The 16,273-nt window shown below is 70.9% G+C and carries 14 protein-coding genes; 10 read left to right on the top strand and 4 right to left on the bottom strand.

Features of this window, described 5'->3' with window-relative positions:
* Positions 1–240 precede the first annotated feature (240 nt).
* From ACXJJ3_RS39640 to ACXJJ3_RS39650, 3 genes are all read left to right on the top strand, one after another.
* Positions 241–1,371, top strand: a complete 1,131-nt coding sequence (locus ACXJJ3_RS39640) for a winged helix DNA-binding domain-containing protein (protein WP_458167148.1) — start codon at positions 241–243, stop codon at positions 1,369–1,371.
* Positions 1,372–1,560: 189 nt separating this feature from the next.
* Positions 1,561–2,754, top strand: coding sequence for a methionine adenosyltransferase (metK, locus tag ACXJJ3_RS39645; protein ID WP_458167149.1), 1,194 nt, complete (start codon positions 1,561–1,563; stop codon positions 2,752–2,754).
* Positions 2,755–2,819: 65 nt separating this feature from the next.
* Entirely contained in the window at positions 2,820–4,838 is a 2,019-nt protein-coding gene (locus ACXJJ3_RS39650; RefSeq protein WP_458167150.1) for a primosomal protein N', read from the top strand.
* Between the two features lie 201 nt (positions 4,839–5,039).
* Here the strand turns inward: ACXJJ3_RS39650 and ACXJJ3_RS39655 are convergent, their stop codons facing one another.
* Positions 5,040–6,029: a DUF5937 family protein gene (locus tag ACXJJ3_RS39655; RefSeq protein WP_458167151.1), complete on the bottom strand. Its 990-nt coding sequence runs from the start codon at positions 6,027–6,029 to the stop codon at positions 5,040–5,042.
* Between the two features lie 64 nt (positions 6,030–6,093).
* Here ACXJJ3_RS39655 and ACXJJ3_RS39660 point away from each other — a divergent pair, with 64 nt between their 5' ends.
* Positions 6,094–7,320 (top strand): MDR family MFS transporter, encoded by a 1,227-nt coding sequence (locus ACXJJ3_RS39660; protein ID WP_458167153.1) that lies wholly within the window; start codon positions 6,094–6,096, stop codon positions 7,318–7,320.
* Here the strand turns inward: ACXJJ3_RS39660 and ACXJJ3_RS39665 are convergent.
* Positions 7,253–8,581, bottom strand: coding sequence for an MFS transporter (locus ACXJJ3_RS39665; protein ID WP_458167155.1), 1,329 nt, complete (start codon positions 8,579–8,581; stop codon positions 7,253–7,255). The two genes, ACXJJ3_RS39660 and ACXJJ3_RS39665, sit on opposite strands and share 68 nt — an antisense overlap.
* 85 nt (positions 8,582–8,666) lie before the next feature.
* On the opposite strand from ACXJJ3_RS39665, the gene ACXJJ3_RS39670 reads away from it, so the two are divergent.
* From ACXJJ3_RS39670 to ACXJJ3_RS39680, 3 genes are read left to right on the top strand one after another with little or no spacing between them, the layout of a single operon-like run.
* A complete protein-coding gene (locus ACXJJ3_RS39670; protein ID WP_458167156.1) occupies positions 8,667–9,647 on the top strand; it encodes an Lrp/AsnC family transcriptional regulator in 981 nt (326 codons plus the stop codon).
* Positions 9,644–10,264, top strand: a complete 621-nt coding sequence (locus tag ACXJJ3_RS39675; protein WP_458167157.1) for an HAD family hydrolase — start codon at positions 9,644–9,646, stop codon at positions 10,262–10,264. Before ACXJJ3_RS39670 ends, ACXJJ3_RS39675 begins: the two co-directional genes overlap by 4 nt.
* A gap of 4 nt (positions 10,265–10,268) precedes the next feature.
* A complete protein-coding gene (locus tag ACXJJ3_RS39680) occupies positions 10,269–10,811 on the top strand; it encodes a DUF1707 SHOCT-like domain-containing protein (protein WP_458167158.1) in 543 nt (180 codons plus the stop codon).
* 24 nt (positions 10,812–10,835) lie between these two features.
* On the opposite strand, the gene ACXJJ3_RS39685 is transcribed toward ACXJJ3_RS39680, so the two are convergent.
* Entirely contained in the window at positions 10,836–11,957 is a 1,122-nt protein-coding gene (locus ACXJJ3_RS39685; RefSeq protein ID WP_458167160.1) for a hypothetical protein, read from the bottom strand.
* Entirely contained in the window at positions 11,958–13,040 is a 1,083-nt protein-coding gene (locus ACXJJ3_RS39690; protein ID WP_458167161.1) for a C39 family peptidase, read from the bottom strand.
* Between the two features lie 333 nt (positions 13,041–13,373).
* Here ACXJJ3_RS39690 and def point away from each other — a divergent pair, with 333 nt between their 5' ends.
* Genes def through ACXJJ3_RS39705 form a run of 3 tightly spaced genes read left to right on the top strand, consistent with a single transcriptional unit; the run spans position 13,374 to position 16,245 of the window.
* A complete protein-coding gene (gene def / locus ACXJJ3_RS39695) occupies positions 13,374–13,922 on the top strand; it encodes a peptide deformylase (protein WP_458167162.1) in 549 nt (182 codons plus the stop codon).
* Positions 13,919–14,842, top strand: coding sequence for a methionyl-tRNA formyltransferase (fmt, locus tag ACXJJ3_RS39700; protein ID WP_458167163.1), 924 nt, complete (start codon positions 13,919–13,921; stop codon positions 14,840–14,842). The genes def and fmt overlap by 4 nt, the downstream gene beginning before the upstream one ends.
* Positions 14,839–16,245, top strand: a complete 1,407-nt coding sequence (locus ACXJJ3_RS39705; protein WP_458167164.1) for an RsmB/NOP family class I SAM-dependent RNA methyltransferase — start codon at positions 14,839–14,841, stop codon at positions 16,243–16,245. Before fmt ends, ACXJJ3_RS39705 begins: the two co-directional genes overlap by 4 nt.
* Positions 16,246–16,273: the final 28 nt, after the last annotated feature.

Consider the following 16,273-nt stretch of genomic DNA (forward strand, 5'->3'; position numbering starts at 1 on the left):
ACGACAGCGAACAGGCATGCCGAAGGGTTCACCTCTCAAATGGGCCTGAGCGGGTGGGGGCTGTCGGTGCACGGGTGGTGCGGGGCGGTGCGGGGCGGTGCGGGGCGGTGCGGGGCGGTGCGGGGCGGTGCGGGGCGGTGCGGGGCGGTGCGGGGCGGTGCGGGGCGGTGCGGGGCGGTGCGGGGTGGGTTGGGGGGAGGCGGTCAGAAGCTGTCCGCTTCTGGTTCTAGGGTCGCGGGTATGGAGATCAGCTGGGGTGCGGTCGTTGCGCGGCGGGTGCGGCGGCATGGGTTGGTGGGGTTGGTGGGGTCGGTGGGGTCGGTGGGTACGGCGGTGGATGCCGTGCGGGCGATGTGTGGGGCGCATGCGCAGATTGCGTCGGCGGGGGAGATGTCCGTCGCGTTGCGGGTGGAGGGGGCGGACCGGGCGTCCGTCCAGCGGGACGAGGGGCTTGTGAAGACGTTCGGGCCGCGGGGGACCGTGCATCTGTTGCCGCTGGACGATCTGCCGATGTGGACCGGTGCGCTGTCGGCGTTGCCGGGGAACGGGCAGCAGCCGGAGCCGATCCGGATGACGCCGGACGAGATCGACCAGGTGGTGGTCGCGATCGGGGAGGCGCTCGCGGACGACGACCTGACCGTCGACGAGTTGACCGAGGAGGTCGTCCGGCGGACCGGTGAATGGGCGCGGACGCCGACGATCCCGGCGTTCCAGGGGGCGTGGGCGCGGTGGCGGCAGGCGGTTCACGTCGCGGCGCACGCCGGCGTGCTGTGCCACGGGCCGTTGCGCGGGCGGCTCGTGACGTACTCCAACCCGCACCGGCTCCGCCCGTTCGACCCGATGTCCGGGGAGAAGGCGCTTACCGAGCTCCTCCACCGGTACCTGTACTCCTACGGCCCGGCGACCCCGCAGCAGTTCGCCCGCTGGCTCAAGACCACCCCGACCGTCGTCCGGCCGTACTTCGACGACCTCCCGCAGGTGACGCTCGACGGCGAGGCGGCCTGGGTGGCGCCGGCTGACGACGACTTCCCGGACGACCGCGTCGACGGCGTCCGGCTGCTCCCGTACTTCGACGCGTATGGCGTCGGCAGCTACCCGCGGGAGCTGCTCTTCCCGGGCAAGGCGTTCGAGCGCGCGACCGCCCGCGGCCAGGCCGGGAACTACCCGCTGCTGCTCGTCGACGGCATCGTCGCGGGTGTCTGGCACCAGAAGAAGGCCGGCCGGACACTGCATGTCACCGTCGAGGCGCTCGGCCCGCTGAACCGTCGCCGCCGCGCCCTGCTGGACGTGGAGGTGGACCGGTTGGCTGCGATCCTCGGTGCTGCGCCGTCGCTCACACTGGGCGACGTCGCGGTCGGCCCGCACGCGTGAAACCTGGCCGATTGTCCAGAATATGGTCGCCGGTCTCGTATCCCGGGCGAATTCGGAGCGTCTCCGGGATCCCGGGGGAAACTGCTGGCATACTTCCCAGATGCATCGCCAACCGCCGGTGCATGGGGGGATCGCGCGGCCGTGCCACTCGCGCAGCCGGGCGGCACACGAGGAATTCGAGGGAGAACTGTGGCGAGGCGCCTTTTCACGTCCGAGTCCGTGACCGAGGGTCACCCGGACAAGATCGCTGACCAGATCAGCGACTCCATCCTCGACGCGTTGCTGGCCGAGGACCCGAAGAGCCGGGTCGCGGTCGAGACCCTGATCACCACGGGTCTGGTCGTCGTCGCGGGTGAGGTGACCACGACGGCGTACGTCGACATCCCGGGGATCGTGCGGTCGCGCATCCTCGAGATCGGCTACGACTCGTCCCTGAAGGGCTTCGACGGCGCGTCCTGTGGGGTGCAGGTCGCGATCGGGAGCCAGTCGCCGGACATCGCCCAGGGCGTGGACACGGCGTACGAGACGCGCTCGAGCGCCTCCCAGGATGCGCTGGACCTGCAGGGGGCAGGCGACCAGGGCCTGATGTTCGGCTACGCGTCGAACGAGACGCCGGAGTTGATGCCGCTGCCGATCACGATCGCGCACCGGCTGTCCGAGCAGCTCGCCGAGGTCCGCAAGAACGGCACGCTGGCCTACCTGCGCCCGGACGGCAAGACCCAGGTCACCATCGAGTACGACGGCGACCGCGCGGTCCGCATCGACACCGTGGTGGTGTCCAGCCAGCACGCGGCCGACATCAACCTGGACACGATGCTGACGCCGGACATCAAGAAGCACGTCGTGGACCCGGTGCTCGAGCAGTTCGACATCGACGCGACCGGCTACAAGTTGCTGGTGAACCCGACCGGCCGGTTCGAGATCGGCGGCCCGATGGGCGACGCCGGGCTGACCGGGCGGAAGATCATCATCGACACGTACGGCGGGATGGCCCGGCACGGCGGCGGCGCGTTCTCCGGCAAGGACCCGTCGAAGGTGGACCGGTCGGCGGCGTACGCGATGCGCTGGGTGGCGAAGAACATCGTCGCGGCCGGCCTCGCGGACCGGGTCGAGTGCCAGGTCGCGTACGCGATCGGCAAGGCCGCGCCGGTCGGCTTCTACGTCGACACGTTCGGCACCGAGAAGGTCGAGGTCGCGAAGATCGCCGAGGCGGTCCGCGAGGTCTTCGACCTGCGCCCGGCGGCGATCATCCGGGACCTGGACCTGCTCCGCCCGATCTACGCCCAGACCGCCCGCAACGGCCACTTCGGCCGCACCGGCGAGGACTTCACCTGGGAGCGCACCGACCGGGTCGAGGCACTCAAGGCCGCGATCAACAAGTAGTGGTTGTCCACAGGCGGACGGCAGTGCGGGTACGTACTGCCGTCCGGCCGGACTAGCATTCCCGGGTGACGTCGGATCCGCCGGAGCAGCTGACGCTGTTGCGGGACACAGTGCGCAGGTCGCGCACGAAGGAGCCCGCGCCGATCACCGAATCGTTGCCGGTGGCCCGGATCGCGGTGGACGTCTCGCTGCCGCATCTGGACCGGCCGTTCGACTACCTCGTGCCGGACGACATGGCCGCGGCCGCGCAGCCCGGTGCGCGGGTGAAGGTGCGGTTCGCCGGCAAGGACCTGGACGGGTTCGTGCTGGAGCGGCGGGAGACGTCCGACCACGACGGCAAGCTGGTCCGGCTCCGCAAGGTCGTGTCCGGCGAGCAGGTGCTGACGCCGGAGATCGCGGACCTGTGCCGCGCGGTCGCCGATCGGTACGCCGGGGTGTTCGCGGACGTCACCCGGCTCGCGGTGCCGCCCCGGCATGCGAAGGTCGAGGGCGAGCCGCTGTGCTGCGACCAGCCGCCGCGCCCGCCGGCGTCGACGTCCCGCGCGGAGTGGGCGCCGTACCCTGCGGGTTTCCTCGACGCGATCGCGCGGTCGGAGGCGCCGCGGGCGGTGTGGACTGCCGTACCGGGGGCCGATTGGCCGCTCGCGTTCGCGCAGGCGGCGGCTGTGTGTGCTGCTTCGGGCAAGGGTGCGTTGCTGCTGGCGCCGGACGCGCGCGACCTGGAGCGGTTGGCGGCGGCGTGCAAGGCGGTGCTGGGGGAGACCGGGTTCGTGACGCTGTCGGCGGATCTCGGACCGACGGCGCGGTACCGCGCGTTCCTGTCCGCGTTGCACGGACGCGCGCGGGTGGTGATCGGGACGCGGGCGGCGGCGTTCGCCCCGGTGGCGGATCTCGGGCTGGTGGCGATGTGGGACGACGGCGACGAGTCGTACGCCGAGCCGCGCGCGCCGTACCCGCATGCCCGGGAAGTCCTGCTGCTGCGGGCGTTCCGGCAGCAGTGTGCGGCGTTGCTCGGCGGGTTCGCGCGGTCCGCGGAGGCGGCGGCGCTGATCGAGTCCGGGTTCGCGCACGAGCTGATCGCGGACCGGAAGGCGATCCGCGCGGCGGCGCCGTCGGTGCACATCGCGGGGGAGTCGGACATCGAGCTGGCGCGGGATCCGTCGGCGCGGGCGGCGCGGTTGCCGCACCGGGCGTTCGAGATCGCGCGCGAAGGGCTGCGGTCCGGGCCGGTGCTGGTCCAGGTGCCGCGGGCCGGGTACCTGCCGAGCCTGGTGTGCCAGACGTGCCGGGCGCCGTCGCGGTGCGCCACCTGCGGCGGCACGTTGCGGCGTACCGGGGGATCGGGGCCGGCGAGTTGCAGCGTGTGCGGACGGCCGGCGGCGGATCACCGGTGCCCGGAGTGCGGCGACACCCGGATGCGCGCGGCGATCATCGGGGCTCGGCGTACGGCCGAGGAGTTGGGGCGGGCGTTCCCCGGCGTCGTCGTGCGTACGTCGGGTGGCGACAACGTGCTGGACGACGTGTCGGACGCGCCGGCGTTGATCGTGAGTACGCCGGGAGCCGAGCCGGTCGCGGAGGGCGGGTACGCCGCGGCGCTGCTGCTCGACACCTGGCTGCTGCTGTCCCGCCCGGACCTCCGGGCCGCCGAGGAAGCCGTACGCCGCTGGTTCAACGCGGCCGCCCTGGTCCGCGCGGGCGCTCCGGTGATCCTGGTCGGCGACCCGTCCACCCTTCCGCTGCAGGCGATCGTCCGGTGGAGTCCGGAGGGCTACGCGCTGCGCGAGATCGAGGAACGTCGTACCGCCAGGCTCGCGCCCGCTGCGAAACTCGCGGAGCTGACCGGTCCGCAGGAGTCCGTGAACGACCTGATCACCCGCCTCCGCGACCTGATCCCACCGTCGGCCGGACTCGAAGTCCTGGGCCCGGTGGACGTCGACGACGAGACGGCCCGCGCGGTGGTTCGGGTCCCGCGCGCGCACGGCGCGACCCTCGTCCGCTCCCTCAAGGAAGCGCAGTCGGCCCGCACCACCAAGAAGAATCCCGGCAGCGTCCGCCTCCAGGTCGACCCACCGAACTTCGGCTGACCTACCGGCGGAAGGCTTCCCCTGGCCGCCGGTGCCCCACAGCAGGTACGCGAGATCGGACAGCCGCGCGCCGCACCCGGACGCCCGTGCGCAGGCGTCGGCCTCATCGGAAACTTTTGGTCAGATAGCGGCAACTTTGTTCCGCAGTGCGCGATGTGGGTCTGGTGGGCTCTGCGGACGGGGATGGTTGGTGCGGTTGTATCAGGCAGTCGACGCCAGCGAGGTCGAGGCCGAGAGCAGCTGGTTGCCGAGGGACGTGCGGTGGTAGAGGACCGTACGGCCGTCGCGCCGGGAGGCGACCACCCCGGCGTTGCGCAGGATGCCGAGGTGGACGCTGAGAGTGGGGGCGGAGACGCCGAGCTGGTTGGCCAGGTGGGTGGTGGACATCGGGAGATCCAGGTGGCCGACGATCGCGGCCCGGGTCCGGCCGACCAGGTCGGCGAGCGGCGACTCCGTGGTGTCCTCGCGGTCCTCCCAGAGACGGCCGAGGCCTCGCGGCGGGTACGTGATCGTGGGGACGTGAGGTGCGGCGGTGACGGCCAGGCCGGCGGGCCAGGTGAACACGCACGGGACCAGCAGGACGCCTTGGCCGGCCATCGGTTCGCCGTCGCAGCAGTACGGGCGGTCGATCTCGATGCGGTCGCTGCGGTAGTGGATCGACGGGTGCAGGTTGCGAAACAGGCGTTCCAGCCCGCCGCTCGCCAGCTCGTCGAGGCGGAACGCCAGGTCTTCCTGGAGCAGCGCGCGCATCCGGCGCCAGTCGGGTTCGAGGGCGCGCCGCCAGTACGAGTCGAGGGCGGACGTGATCCGGTCGAGCGCCCGGGCGGGGTCGCCGATGAGCTCGGGGAGCAGCGGATGCGGAGTGGCCGCGTGCAGGGTTTCGAGTTCGCTGAGGACCAGTTCGTGCGGGGTGGCGGCGATCGCGGCCAGGCCCGACTCGAAGCTCGTCGACCGTCGCGGCGGCGCGGGCGTGAGGAAGTCGGGGACGTAGCCGTACGGCGGGATGAGGGCCTTGAGCAACGTCAGGTCGTCGCCCTCGACCGTCGGCCGGATCTTCTGCAGCCACGGGCCGTGCACGCTGCGCGCGGTGTTGTTGCTCAACGCCCGGACACTCGTCATCGCCTCCCACAGCGGCGACAGCGCGAACCGGATCCGCCCGACGTCGGCGGCGTTCAGCCTGATCGTGATCACCGGACAAGATTAGCCCTGAGACTAATCGTCGACAACGCCGCGGCGACCCCGGACAGTTGATCCCATGAGCGCAACCGCTGTCGGCACGCCCCGGTCCACCGCCCTGCCGCGGGCGTTCTGGGCGCTGTGGGTGTGCCAGCTGGTCAACCGGCTCGGCAGCTTCGTCCAACCCTTCCTCGTCCTTTACCTCACCCACGGCCATGTCACAAACAACGGGCACCTCTCGGCCGGTACGGCGGGAGCCGTCGCGGCCGCCGTCGGCGCCGGCACCGTGACCGCGCAGCTGGCCGGCGGATTCCTCGCCGACCGGGTCGGCCGCCGGCTGACGATGCTGATCTGCTTCTTCGGCACCGCCGCGGCGCTGATCCTGCTCGGCTCGGCCCGCGAGATGGCGCTGATCTGGGTGAGCGCGTTCCTCGTCGGCCTGCTCGGCGACCTGTTCCGCCCGGCCGTCCAGGCGACGGTGGCGGATCTGCTCGACCCGACCGAGCGGGTCCGCGCGTACGGCCTGCTGTTCTGGGCGATCAACCTCGGCTTCTCGGTCTCGACCGTGAGCGCGGGCGTCCTCGCCTCGGTCGGGTACGGCCTGCTGTTCTGGCTGAACGCCGGTACGTCGGTGATCGCCGGCGCGGTGATCTGGGCGCTGGTCCCGGAGAGCCGCCCGGTCCTCGACGCGAGCACGCCGCGCCGCCCGGTGCTCGGCGTCGTACTGCGGGACCACGTGTTCCTGGCGATGATCCTGATCCAGATCGGCTACGCGACGATCTACATGCAGGGGTACTCGACGCTGCCGCTGGCGATGTCGGACGACGGCCTCAGCTCCCGGACGTACGGTCTGGTGATCGCGCTGAACGGCGTGGTGATCGTGCTGGTGCAGCCGTTCCTCGCCCGCTGGATGGTGAAACTCGACCGCCCGAAGCTGCTCGCGGCCTCGATGCTCGTCGTCGGGCTCGGCTTCGGTGTCGGCGCCCTCGTGCACAGCTGGTGGGGGTACGCGCTGTCGGTCGTGGTCTGGACGCTCGGCGAGATCGGATTCGCCGCGGTGATCGGCGCGGTGTTCGCCGACCTCGCGCCGATCGACCTGCGCGGACGCTATATGGGCCTGTCCGGCATGGCCTTCGGTGTCGGCACCGTCGTCGGCCCCCTCGCCGGCACCAACGCCCTCGAACACCTCGGCCCCACCATCACCTGGCTCGGCTGCGCCGTCCTCGGCATCGCCATCTTCATCGGCCAGTACTCGCTGGCACCCGCTCTCCACGCCCGCGCTGCAGCAAACGCGGCGACTGCATGAGGTGTGCGGATGCGAGCGTCAGTACGACGACCGCGACCGCCGCCCACAGCGACCTGTCCACCGCGGCCGGGTGCCGCAGGAAGATCGTCCCGAACGCCGCGACGCCGATCGTCCCGCCGAACTGCTGCACGGCGTTCAGCAATCCCGCGGCCGACCCGGTCTCCTGGGGCTCGACCCGATGCAGCGCCTCGGTGAAGAACGCCGTGGTGAACAGCCCGACCCCGACGCCGCCGACGGCCAACGCGGGCAGCAACACGTACGGTGCCGCCACCAGCGCGACCAGCAGTATGCCGAGACCGACGTACATCAGGCGGGAACGGAACCGCGCGACCAGCCATTGACCAGCGACGAGCGACGCGATTCCGGACGCCGCCGACCACGGCAGCAGCACGAGGCTCGAACGCAGCACGCTGTGGTGCAACGTGAGCTGCTGATGCAGTACGACGACCAACGTCACGCCGCTGAGCACCGCGAAGAACAGCGTCGAAGTGACCAGTGCGGGTGCGAAACCACGATGCACGAACAGGCTCGTCTCGATCAGCCGGCCGTCAGGCCGCCGACGTTGCTGGAGAACGCAGACGCCGAGCACCACGACGCCGGCCGCGAGCAGGAACCAGTCGCGCGATTGGAGCACCGGATAGACGAGGAACGCCGTACCGACGGCCAGCAAGACGGTCCCGAGCAGGTCGATCGCCGGTGGCCGGGGCGAGGTGGATTCCGGAAGCAGGTGCGACAGGCCGAGCACTGCCAGGCCGAGCGGGACGTTGACCACGAAGACCGCGCGCCAGGTGGTCGCCTCGGTGATCACGCCGCCGAGCAGCGGCCCGGAGATGCCGGCCAGTCCCATGACCGGGCCGATCGTCCCGAGCGCCTTCGCCAGCGAGCCACCCGTGAAGGCGCTCTTGATCAGCCCGATCGTCTGCGGAATCACCAAGGCGGCAGCCGCGCCCTGGACCGCGCGGCATCCGATCAGCAGCCAGGCCGTCGGCGCCAGCGCACACGCGGTCGACGCCACGACGAACCCGGCCACCCCGATCCGGAAGCACCGCCGTCGCCCGTACCGGTCACCGAGCCGGCCGCCGGTGATCAGCAACGCCGCGAATGGCAGCGTGTATGCCGCGCTGAACCACTGGATGTCCGCGGTTCGGCCGCCGAGCTCCGCGTGGATCACCGGGGCGGCGACCTGGACGATCGTCGCGTCGAGCAGGTTCATCGCCTCGGCGACCAGCAGGGCAATTAGCCCGATCCATCGATTCCTCATACCGCCACGATCGGCGCCCGCTCCTGAACCTTCCATATATCGCTGACTATCTGCAGGAATCTTCCATTCTGGTGGCGGTGGAGCGATGATTGTCACTGTGGTGGATGCAATCGACCGGGCCCTGATCCACGCCCTGCAGCTCGACGGCAGAGCGCCGTACAGCCGGATCGGAGAGGTGCTCGGCGTCTCGACGCAGACCGTCGCGCGCCGCTTCAACCGGCTCCGCGCCGAGGCCGGGCTCCGCGTCGTCGGCCTCGCCGACCCGCAGGCCGCCGGCCAGTCGCTGTGGCTGCTCCGACTCACCGCCACCCCGCAGGTGGCCCAGGACCTGGCCGGCGCGCTGTCGCGCCGGCCGGACACGAGTTGGGTCAAGCTCGCGTCCGGCGGCACCGAGATCGTCGCGACCGTGCACAGTACGCCGACCGCCGGGAACGCCCTGCTGCTGAACGACATCCCGCGCACCAGCGGCATCACCTCGGTGTCGGCGCACTACCTGCTGCACCGGTACGTCGGCGGCCCGGTCGCCTGGCGCGGCCGGGCCAACAGCCTGACCGCCGAACAGGAGGCGGCGCTGGTGCGACCGTCCGCGGGCACGTCGGCCGGATTGAACGCCGACGACGGGCAGTTGCTCGCAGCGCTCGGCGAGGACGGACGCGCGACCCACGCGGACCTCGCCGTACGGACCGGTTGGTCGACGGCGACCGTCGCGCGGCGGCTCGACGAGTTGCTGCGCAGCGGCGCGATCTTCCTCGACACCGACGTGGACCCGGTCGCGCTCGGCTTCACCACCAGCGCGATGCTCTGGCTGTCCGTCCCGCCCGCGCACCTCGACGCCGTCGGACGCGCGCTCGCCGAACACGAAGAACTGGCGTTCGTCGCGGCCACCACCGGCCGGACGAACCTTGTCACGCAGGCCATCTGCACCGGCCCGGACGCGCTGCACGAGTACCTCACCGGACGGCTCGGCGCGATCGAGCACATCACCGCGATCGAGACCGCGCCGGTCCTCCGTACCGTGAAAGCCGCCGCCCCGTTCGCGCCCGGTCTCGTAGGGTGGCGGGTATGAGTGAGCGTGCGGTCGACGTGGTGGTGTTCGACATCGGTGGGGTGCTGCTGGACTGGAGTCCGACGTACCTGTACGCCGACCTGATCCCGGACGAGGAGGCGCGGACGCACTTCCTGACCAACGTTGCGACGCCGGCCTGGAACCACAAGCAGGACGAGGGGCGCCCGTGGGCCGAGGCGGTTGCCGAGCTGACGAGTCTGCACCCGGAGCATGCGGAGTGGATCGAGGCGTACGACACCGGCTGGCTGCGGATGGTGAAGGGCGTGTTCGAGGACACGGCCGCGGTACTCGCGGAGCTCCAGGGCGCGGGGGTGCCGACGTACGCGCTGACCAACTTCTCCGGGGAGAAGTGGGAGGTGGCGAAGGACGCGTTCCCGGTGCTCACGCACTTCGACGGTGAGGTGGTCTCCGGGGTCGAGCAGACCGTGAAGCCGGACGAGAAGATCTACCGGATCCTGATCGAGCGGTTCGGGCTGGAGCCGGCGCGGACGTTCTACACCGACGACATGGCGTACAACGTCGACGGGGCTCGCGCGGCCGGGCTGGACGCCGAGGTCTTCACCGGTGCCGCGGCGCTGCGTACTCAGCTTCGTGACCGTGGTCTCCCCGTACAGTGAGTAGGTGACCTCCGTCCCGGAAGACCGCTCGCCGGCGATCGGCGACACGGACCGCAACGCGGCTGTGCAGCAGGTACAGGACGCCTACACCGGCGGGTACCTGACGCATGAGGAGATGGACGAGCGGCTCGACAAGGTGCTGTCGGCGCGCACCCGGCAGGAGATCGAGGTCGCGGTGGCCGCGCTGCCCGTCCCCGATCCTGGCCGGTCGGCCACGATCTCGGCGGCGTCCGGGCGGATCCGGCGGACCGGGGTCTGGCAGGTGCCGCGGAAGCTGGTCGTCGAGTCCGCGTTCGGGCGCGTGAAGCTGGACCTGTCGCGGGCGGTGTTCGAGCAGCCGGAGGTCGACATCGAGCTGAAGCTCGGCACGGGCAGCGCGAAGATCCGGGTACCGCGTGACGCGGTCGTCGAGCTCGACGGACTGCAGACCGGGTGGAAGGACTCGCAGTACAAGCCATCGCGCAACGCGACCGGCACCGGCCCCCGCATCCGCATCACCGGCGGCGTCGGCTTCGGCCGAGTCCGCATCCGCCACGCCCGCCACTGAACCCCACACCCACCGCGGGCTGTCTTACACCGGTGCGGAGATTGTTTCCGTGTAGGTGGGGGTGGTCGCGAGGTGGGCTGCTTCCACGTAGATGGTGTGGTCCTGGCAGGTCATCGGGGTCAGGGCGACGCCTGGTTTGCCGGCGTACATGGTCTGGGGTTTGGGGAGACCGGGGCGCCAGCGGTTGATCTGGTACGTGTCCTCGCCGGTGCCGGTCACCGTCCGCGTCTCCCAGAGGATCCAGTTGCCACAGGCAAGGATCGTGTCGGTGACGACCGTGCCGAGCGACCGGGCGGGGGAGTCGCCGGACTCCCGGACGTACGCTCTGCTCTGGTACTGGTCCGGGTCGGACGCGCCCACCTCCGACCAGACCGTCGCGCCGGCGAGTGTGGCCCCGCTCCACTGGATGCAGTTGGTTGCCGCGGGCACCGGCTTCACCGGGCCGCCGGCGATCCCGGCGGTCAGGACGCGCTTGCAGCGGCGGGCCGTCTCCGGCGCGACGATCTCGCTGAACGTGACGGTGTCGGCCGACACCACCGGATCCGCGACGTACCCGGGCGCCGGCACACACGTCACACTGCGGGACTTCAGCGTCGCGAGGTCCGCGACGATCAGGCACGAGCGGTTCTTCGCGTCGGTCGAGCTGTACGCGAACGTCCCGTCGTACGCGCCGATCTCCGGCTCGGACACCGGCGGGATCGCGGGCGTCGTCGCCTTGCCGGTCGTGAGGTCGTACCGCAGCACCTTGATCTGTGGGTCCGGCCCGTCGGAGCGGATGTCCTCGATCAGCGCCCAGTGGTCGTCGATCACCACCGGGGACTGGGCGACGAACCCCGCGGCCGGGACGTGCCGGGCGACGGCCTTCTTCGTGGTGCGGTCGGCGATGGTCGTCGTACCGGCCTCGTCGCTGCCGCGGGTGACGACGTACCGGCGTTGCTGGGTGACGAGGTGCTGGCCGTCGACCGGTTGCCGCAGGACGTTCGCCCAGGTGGGGATCGCCGTACTCACGTCGGTCGGTTTCGAAGGAGTAGGAGTAGGAGTCGGCGTCGGCGTCGGGCTAGGTGTCGGGGTGCTCTCCGGTTTGGTGCTCGAGCAACCGGCGAGCAGCAACACGATGGTGCCTACGGCAACGGTACGACGGCGCATCTACAGCCCGATGTTCTGGAAGGAATTGGCCAGGGTCGCGTTGAACAGTGCGCTCGCCGGGATGTTCTTCGGGCCGTCGGTGACGTTCCCGCGGCTGTTGAAGCGGCGCTCGTTGAACACCTCGAAGATCGCGATCGTGCCGTTCTTCTGGTCGTACCCGCGGCCGACCTGGTAGTGCCCGCTGTGGTTGAAGGCGAGGTACGGGAAGTACCGCTTCAGCAGCTGCACGTGTTCGATCACCGGGGCCTTGTAGACGCCGAGGTGCTTCTGGTGCACCTGGAAGAAGGTCTGCGTGTTCCAGTTCGACACGTTCTGCACGATGTACGTGCCCGCGGCCTTGGACCAGCCGGTCTTCAGGTTCGTCTGCTGCACCATCGCGGAGATCGCCGTACCGCCGGTGGTCGAGCCGAGGTCCTTCGCCCAGGACGCCTGGGTGTCCTTCTGGTTGTCGTCCGCCCAGTCGATCGACTGGAAGGTGGCCGGACCGCACCAGTACCCCTTCTCCTGCGAGGTCTGATACCCCTTCATGATGTACGCCGAAGCCGGCACCGCGACCGGCGCAGCCGGAGTAGTCGGAGTAGTCGGGGTGGTCGGCGTTCCCACCGTGCTCGGCAGAGTCGTCGGGGTGTCCGTGGGGGTACTGGCGGGTGTGATCGTGGGCGTGGCGGTGCTGGTGGGTGTGGGCTCCGGGGCCGGGTTGGGGTGCGGCGTGTTGGCCTCCGCGAGCTCCCGCAGCTCGCGGGCCTTCTCTCGACCGTTCCACGCGGCCTGCATCTCGTCGAGCTCGGCAGTCACGCGCTGGCTCTTCGGCAGCGCGGCCCGCTGCGCGACGAACGCGGTCGGCGTCAGATCACCCGTGGGGATGTCCTGCTCGGCACCCGCGTCGCCCGAGGCCCGCAGCTCCGGCTGCGCCATCAACGCATGCCGCTGCGCGCCTGTCGGCACCTGGTTCACGAACCCGAGCCCAAGGCAGTAGTTCTCGGTCTCCAGCTTGAAGCACCGCAGCATCGACGCCGACTGCGCCGACGCATCCGCCGACCGCAGCTGCACGTCGCCAGGTGACGTCTCGGTCACCTCCTTCACCACCTCGCTCCACGACCGAGCTGTGGGTTCCTGATCGGGACCGGAGGGTGACGCGCTGGGTGGTGTGGACCGGTATAGCGGTTCGTCTGGCTGGTAGGCCTGGGCGGTGAGGGGTGCCTGGCTGAGCAGAGCACCCAGGAGGACCAGAGTTGCCCCCCGTGCTGCTGTGAGCATTGGGTCTCCCGAGCGGCGTGTGACGGCAGTGACTGTAGGTACGCCTGGGACCACAGTACGTGCTTGTGGCAACAAACGGGAGGGGCCTCCCGCCGGGAATCTCCGGCGCGGGCCAACTAAACTGTCCCGGTCCCGGTCCGTGAAGCGTGTGGAGAGTCTGTGTCGGTCCAACCCATCCGCCTGTTCGGCGACCCTGTGCTGACCACCAAGGCCGAGCCGGTCGTCGACTTCGACGCCGAGCTGCGCCGTCTGGTGGCGGACCTCACCGACACCATGCAGGACGCCCCCGGCTCGGGCCTCGCCGCGCCACAGATCGGCGTCGGTCTGCGGGTCTTCACGTACCACGTCGAAGGCGAGCTGGGTCACCTGATCAATCCCGAACTCTCGCTGTCCCTCGAGGAGCAGTTCGGCCCCGAGGGATGCCTCTCGATCCCCGGCCTGACTTTCGACTGCCGCCGCGCCCAGTCGGTGATCGCGAAGGGCTTCAACATGTACGGCGACCCCGTCGTGATCGAGGGCTCCGACCTACTGTCCCGCTGCATCCAGCACGAAACCGACCACCTCGACGGCGTCCTGTTCGTCGACCGCCTCGACCGCGAAACCCGCAAGGCCGCGATGAAGGCGATCCGCGAGTCCGAATGGTCCGGCCTGTCCGGCCCACCCCAGATCAAGGTCTCTCCCCACCCCACGAACGGACTCGGCCTGTGAGAGTCGTCTTCGCCGGTACGCCGGAGCCTGCTGTCACCGCGCTCGAGGCGATTGTTGCCAGTCGCCACGAACTGGTCGGGGTCGTCACCCGGCCGGATGCGCCCGCCGGGCGTGGGCGGAAGCTGGTCGCGTCGCCGGTTGCGCAGTACGCGGAGGAGATCGGCGGGATCGAGATCCTGAAGCCGGTGAAGCCGAGTGATCCGGAGTTCCTGGCGCGGATGCGGGAGATCGCGCCGGACTGCTGCCCGGTGGTCGCGTACGGCGGGCTGCTGCCGCAGGCGGCGCTGGACATCCCGGAGCACGGGTGGGTCAACCTGCACTTCTCGGTGCTGCCCGCGTGGCGGGGGGCGGCGCCGGTGCAGCACTCGATCATCTCGGGTGACGACGTGACCGGGGCGAGCACGTTCCGGATCGTGAAGGCGCTCGACGCTGGGCCGGTGTTCGGCGTACTGACCGAGCCGATCGGGCCCGAGGACACGTCCGGTGATCTGCTGCACCGGCTCGCGGTGTCGGGGGCGAAGCTGCTGGTCGACACGCTCGACGGGATCGAGGCCGGCGTCCTCGAGGCGCGCGAGCAGCCCGCCGACGGGGTGACGCTGGCGCCGAAGATCTCCGTCGAGGACGCCGAGCTGGACCTGAAGGCGCCGGCGCAGCGGGTGGATCGGCTGGTGCGCGGGTGCAATCCGGCGCCGGGCGCGTGGACGACGTTCCGCGGTGAGCGGCTGAAGGTGCTCGCGGTGCGGCTGACCGACGAGGAGCTGAAGCCGGGCGAGCTGCAGGCGACCAAGTCGAGCGTGAAGGCCGGCACCGGGAGCAAGGCGGTCGAGCTGGTGACGGTGCAGCCGCAGGGCAAGAAGCCGATGGCGGCCGCCGACTGGGCGCGTGGTGTGCGGCTGACCGATGAGGACATCCTGGGGTGAGTGATCGTTCGCCGCGGAACCGCGGGCCGCAGCGCGGGCCGGATCGGGTACGGCGGGTCGCCTACCAGGTGATCCGCCAGGTGACCGCCGAGGGCGGGTACGCGAATCTCGCCCTCAACAAGGCCCTCCGCGAGGCGCGGCTTTCCGGTCGTGACGCCGCGTTCTGCACGGAGCTGGTCCACGGCACGCTGAGGTGGCAGGGCACGTACGACGTGTTCCTCGCGCGGAGCGTGTCGCGCCCGCTCGACGAGCTGGACCCGGAGCTGCTGGACCTGCTCCGACTCGGCAGCCACCAACTCCTGAACATGCGGGTGGACTCGTACGCCGCCGTGTCGGAGATGGTCACGCTGACCCGCGCGGAGCTCGGTCAGAAGCGCACCGGTCTCGTCAACGCCGTGCTCCGCAAGATCAGCCAGCGGACGCTGGGTCAGTGGATCACCACGGTCGCCCCGTCCTGGGACGACGATCCGCTGGGCCACCTGGCGATCGCCGAAGCGCATCCGCTGTGGGTGATCGAGGCCTTCGATCGTGCCCTCACCGACGGCCCGGGCGCCGCGCCGCCGGGGGACGCGACGCGCGAGCTGGAGCGGTTGCTGGTCGCGGACAACGAGCCGCCTCGAGTGACGCTGGTGGCGCGGCCGGGGCTCTCGGACGTGGACGAGTTGGTGGCCGCCGGAGCGGAGCCCGCGCGATGGTCGCCGTACGGCGCGGTGCTCGGTGGCGGCGGGGACCCGGGGCGGATCGAGGCGGTCGCGACCGGGCGCGCGGGCGTCCAGGACGAAGGGTCGCAGCTGGTCGCGATCGCGCTGGCGTCGGCGAAGGTCGACGGGGACGACGCGAACTGGCTGGACCTGTGCGCCGGTCCGGGCGGGAAGTCCGCGTTGCTGGCGGCGCTGGTCAAGGACGGCCGGCTGACCGCGGTCGAGCCGCTCAAGCACCGGGCGGAGCTCGTCCGGCAGAACCTGCGCGCGATCCCCGGCGACCACACGGTCCTCGTCGGCGACGGCACCAAGCCGACCTGGCCCGCCGGATCCTTCGACCGGGTGCTGGCCGACGTACCGTGCAGTGGCCTCGGTGCGCTGCGTCGTCGCCCGGAGGCACGCTGGCGGCGTACGCCGGAAGACGTCGAGGCGTTGCGCCCGCTTCAGGAGGCGCTGCTGGAGTCGGCGATCACCTCGGTCCGGCCGGGCGGGGTCGTCGCGTACGTGACATGCTCGCCGCATCCGGACGAGACGCGCGCGGTGGTGGACGCCGTTCTGGCCCGCCGTACGGACGCGACGCTTGAGGACGCGCGCCCGTTGTTCCCCGGCGTACCGGACATCGGCGACGGGCCCGACGTACAGCTGTGGCCGCATCTGCACGGCACCGACGCGATGTACCTGGCGCTCGTCCGGCGCTCATAGTCCGGACCTCCTGTCAGGCGCTACGGCG

This window comes from Kribbella sp. WER1 (genome assembly GCF_054189145.1).

Bases quoted from the DNA above. Each gene is read 5' to 3' on its own strand.
- ACXJJ3_RS39640 (WP_458167148.1), top strand. From the start codon at position 241: ATGGAGATCAGCTGGGGTGCGGTCGTTGCGCGGCGGGTGCGGCGGCAT.
- ACXJJ3_RS39660 (WP_458167153.1), top strand. From the start codon at position 6,094: ATGAGCGCAACCGCTGTCGGCACGCCCCGGTCCACCGCCCTGCCGCGG.
- ACXJJ3_RS39665 (WP_458167155.1), bottom strand. From the start codon at position 8,581: ATGAGGAATCGATGGATCGGGCTAATTGCCCTGCTGGTCGCCGAGGCG.
- ACXJJ3_RS39670 (WP_458167156.1), top strand. From the start codon at position 8,667: ATGATTGTCACTGTGGTGGATGCAATCGACCGGGCCCTGATCCACGCC.
- ACXJJ3_RS39675 (WP_458167157.1), top strand. From the start codon at position 9,644: ATGAGTGAGCGTGCGGTCGACGTGGTGGTGTTCGACATCGGTGGGGTG.
- ACXJJ3_RS39685 (WP_458167160.1), bottom strand. From the start codon at position 11,957: ATGCGCCGTCGTACCGTTGCCGTAGGCACCATCGTGTTGCTGCTCGCC.